Below are 3,355 nucleotides of genomic sequence, written 5' to 3' on the forward strand. Positions count from 1 at the left end.
AGAGCGCCTTTCTATTCATCTTTGTATTCATACTTCACAAGGGGACTCAGGTGGATCAAAGATAAACTCTTATTCTTTGATTTCAGCGATCTTTTAAACTACCTGAAAAAAAGTGAGGGGGAGTATGATCAGCGATAGGAAGGTGGCATAGAAAATTGGAATAGAAAATGCAGACAAGAAGACAGTTGTTTTCCTAAAAGGCTTGGTGGCTCAGAAAAAAAGATTAACTTAGAAAAACTTGAAGAGTACGTCAAAAAAATCCAAGATACGACCTTGAAAAAATCTCCTCAAGAATTTGGGGTACAATCCATTACTGGTTAAAAAGATTAGGCTTGTAGCTTAAAAAAAGACTTTCAGTCAGCATCAATAATCGATCAATATATAGCGTATCCAAGTATTGTATATATTGATGAAAGCGGCATTGATAGGCTATGTGCAAATACAGAAACTTGGGCAGAAAAAGTGAAAATGCGGTATAATTTTCCTACCTCCTTGTCCTCCATATTTGAATCCAATAGAGAAATTTTGGGCTAATATGAAGAGGGGGACAATATACTAAATTTCAACGCTCTATTCGACGCTATTTCGTGCTTCTTTAAAGTATTTAACTCAACCTAAATTACTATAACTTTTTTATTTACTCCAACATTTTCTAGATCTTAACCCCATTGAACATAAATTTAGCCCAAAAAAAGATTATCGAAGAAGAAATCAATAAAATGCTATGGAAGCTTTTTTGTGACTACAATTTACGACTTTTTCATATTGTTTGATCTATACTTGTAGCGATATTTTAAGTATGTTATGCTTTTTAAGAAAGTTTGCGTAATATCGGTTTAAATAATGAATAGTTTAAATACTCAAGATGTTCCAGAATTTTATGATCTTCAGTTGTTAATAGATTCTTTTCCTATTATGCTGTTTATGAAAGGTTCTCCTGATCATCCTTTGTGTGGATTTTCCAAGACAGTTGTGGAAATTTTAAAAAATTACACCAATGATTTTGGATTTTTCGATGTTTTACGTGACGAATCTGTGCGTCAAAGAATTAAGTTATTTTCAAATTGGCCTACTTTTCCTCAGCTTTATGTGAACAGTGTACTGATTGGTGGATGTGATATTGTAACGCTGCTTCACAAACAAGGATCTCTTCAAGAAACACTTTTTTTGAAAACTGCTCTTTAGTTTATGAACGGAAATTCTCGTGATTCTTTTTGGCTCGAAGCGTTTTTAGAGATGTTGCGTGTAGAAAAAGGGCTTAGTAAAAATACATGCAGTTCTTACGCTTTTGATATTATTCAAACTGCTCAAAAGCTAGATATTTTAAGCGTGACTTCTTCTGAAATGGTGTGTTACGTGCACCAGCTTTCTTTGGAAAAATCTTTAAGTCCAAGAAGCATCGCAAGGCGTGTTTCTGCGTTGCGTCAATTATATCATTTTTTATACCAAGAAGAGTATGTTCAAAATAATCCTATGATAGATATTGTGCTTCCCCGATATTTTGCTTCTATTCCCAAAGTATTGAGTATACAAGAAGTTCGTCAGTTAATAGACACAGCTCAAAAAAACCTTTCTTCAAAAGGAATTAGAACGTACGCATTGCTGGAAATGCTTTATTCTACAGGAATGCGTATCTCAGAAGCTTTATCTATTTCGTTAGTCGCGCTAAATGCAGCACTTCAAGAAAAGTCAGAACAAACTGGAGTGCTGTGCTTAAGAGGAAAGGGAGAAAAAGAACGTATAGTGTTTTTAACGCCTGAAGCGCAAAATGCGTTGGGATGCTATCTGTCCGTCAGGTCCAGCATGCCTTTTGCAGAAAAACCTTATGTTTTTCCAGGAAAATCCGGCCATTGGCCCAGACAGTCTGTAGGGCGAGAATTAAAAATGCTAGCGATATCCTCTGGCATTGATCCAGAACGCATTTCTCCCCACATAATTCGCCATGGTTTTGCAACTCATTTATTGGAACAGGGAGTAGATCTTTTCACTATAAAGTCTTTTCTGGGGCATCAAGATATTTCTACAACTCAAATTTATACTCAAGTAACACAACGCCGGTTATCTCAGGTATTAAAAGACCATCACCCCTTAAGTTCCACACAATCAAGGAAGGGATGATGGATTTTTTTTCTTCGTGCATTGCGCTTAATGGAAGTTCCCGCCCTTTTGGAAATACAAAAACGCTGCTGAACAAGATCGAACAAATTTTGGAAGAGCCCCATACTTCTTCAATTCCGATTGTTGATTTGTGCACATTGAACATCACGCCTTATGATTATTTGGGACGGAATAGTGGAGATGATTTTTTACCTTTAATTACTCGATGCATTAAAAATTACTCCCATATCATCTTTGCAACTCCAATATATTGGTACACGGTTAGTGCCCACACGAAAATCTTCTTAGATCGATTTACAGATTTAATAACGATTCATAAAAACTTAACAGAAGAGTTGATAGGGAAAGAAATTTCAGTTGTTGCTAGTTTTGCAGGGCGAAATCAAGAAACCCTGCTGATAATGAAGCAGAACGTTGATACCATTTTTTTTAATTTCTGTCATTATCTTAAGATGCACTATAAGGGGTCTTACTTTGCTCATTCTAGCCTTGAGGAAGTTAATACAGAGGAATTAAAAAATTTTTTCTTAAAAATAAAAGCCTGAAAAGTTGAAAAAAGTACTAAAAAAATAATTTTTGTGAAGGTACTAAAACTACTATAGTAATTTAGGTTGAATTAGGTGTTTTAAAGAACCACAAAATAGCGTCGAATAGAGAGTTGCTATTTAGTATATTGCATTCAATCCCCCTCTTCATATTAGCCAAGAATTTCTCAATAGGATTAATATCAGGAGAATAAGGAAGCTTTTAACGAAAGATACTTTTTGTTAGAATCAGCAAAAGATGGCTTTTAAAAGTCTCTAAAAAGAATTGTGTGTTAATTTTGTGAATGTGCGGATTACTTTAAAAGCGGTTTTGTTCGAGGGGGAAAGCGGTACAAATGTAAAAAATATGGAAAAATTTTCACGAGGTGTGTATGAAAAAGACACGCTCCAAGCACTTGTTTTATACGCAAGCGGCCTTTCAATGAACCGGATTGCTCAGCGTTTTGGTATCAGCGCCAGCGCTGTTTTGAAGGGGGCGGGCACCTTAGGATCAAGGCTAAGCGCCAAAATTGAGCCATCTCTAGAAGACAAAAGTATTGTCATGGTGTTTAGTCCCAGCAAGAAGTGGTTAGGATTAGGTATAAAATATTCAAGATGAATTGTCCACTGATTTAGAATAAATTGCCAAGGAGTTTTTCCTTTGATAGCTTTGAGTCGTTTAGCAAAGTTGTAAGCCATAAGATAAGCACGCA

At 35.6% G+C, this 3,355-nt stretch carries 4 protein-coding genes and 2 pseudogenes; 5 read left to right on the forward strand and 1 reads right to left on the reverse strand.

The window, feature by feature from the left end; translation table 11 throughout:
- The first annotated feature begins 222 nt into the window (after positions 1–222).
- The 5 genes and pseudogenes from HE1_RS09645 to HE1_RS09650 all read left to right on the forward strand — a co-directional run.
- On the forward strand, positions 223–321 hold the full coding sequence (locus HE1_RS09645) for a hypothetical protein (RefSeq protein WP_242837188.1): 99 nt from the start codon (positions 223–225) through the stop codon (positions 319–321).
- 522 nt (positions 322–843) lie between these two features.
- Entirely contained in the window at positions 844–1,185 is a 342-nt protein-coding gene (gene grxD / locus HE1_RS03230) for a Grx4 family monothiol glutaredoxin (protein WP_006293156.1), read from the forward strand.
- Between the two features lie 3 nt (positions 1,186–1,188).
- Positions 1,189–2,118, forward strand: a complete 930-nt coding sequence (locus tag HE1_RS03235) for a tyrosine-type recombinase/integrase (protein ID WP_035544696.1) — start codon at positions 1,189–1,191, stop codon at positions 2,116–2,118.
- On the forward strand, positions 2,115–2,663 hold the full coding sequence (locus HE1_RS03240) for a flavodoxin family protein (RefSeq protein WP_084490990.1): 549 nt from the start codon (positions 2,115–2,117) through the stop codon (positions 2,661–2,663). The genes HE1_RS03235 and HE1_RS03240 overlap by 4 nt, the downstream gene beginning before the upstream one ends.
- Before the next feature lie 280 nt (positions 2,664–2,943).
- Positions 2,944–3,135: pseudogene (locus HE1_RS09650) on the forward strand (helix-turn-helix domain-containing protein); the annotation flags it as partial.
- A 107-nt stretch (positions 3,136–3,242) separates the two neighbouring features.
- Here the strand turns inward: HE1_RS09650 and HE1_RS09655 are convergent.
- Positions 3,243–3,355 (reverse strand): annotated as a pseudogene (locus HE1_RS09655) (IS481 family transposase); the annotation flags it as partial.

The organism is Holospora elegans E1 (assembly GCF_000648275.1).
GTDB lineage: Bacteria > Pseudomonadota > Alphaproteobacteria > Holosporales > Holosporaceae > Holospora > Holospora undulata_A.

What these genes read in the sequence shown, in the direction of transcription:
- HE1_RS03235 (WP_035544696.1), top strand. Translation starts at nt 1,189, where the DNA reads ATGAACGGAAATTCTCGTGATTCTTTTTGGCTCGAAGCGTTTTTAGAG.
- HE1_RS03240 (WP_084490990.1), top strand. Translation starts at nt 2,115, where the DNA reads ATGATGGATTTTTTTTCTTCGTGCATTGCGCTTAATGGAAGTTCCCGC.
- grxD (WP_006293156.1), top strand. Translation starts at nt 844, where the DNA reads ATGAATAGTTTAAATACTCAAGATGTTCCAGAATTTTATGATCTTCAG.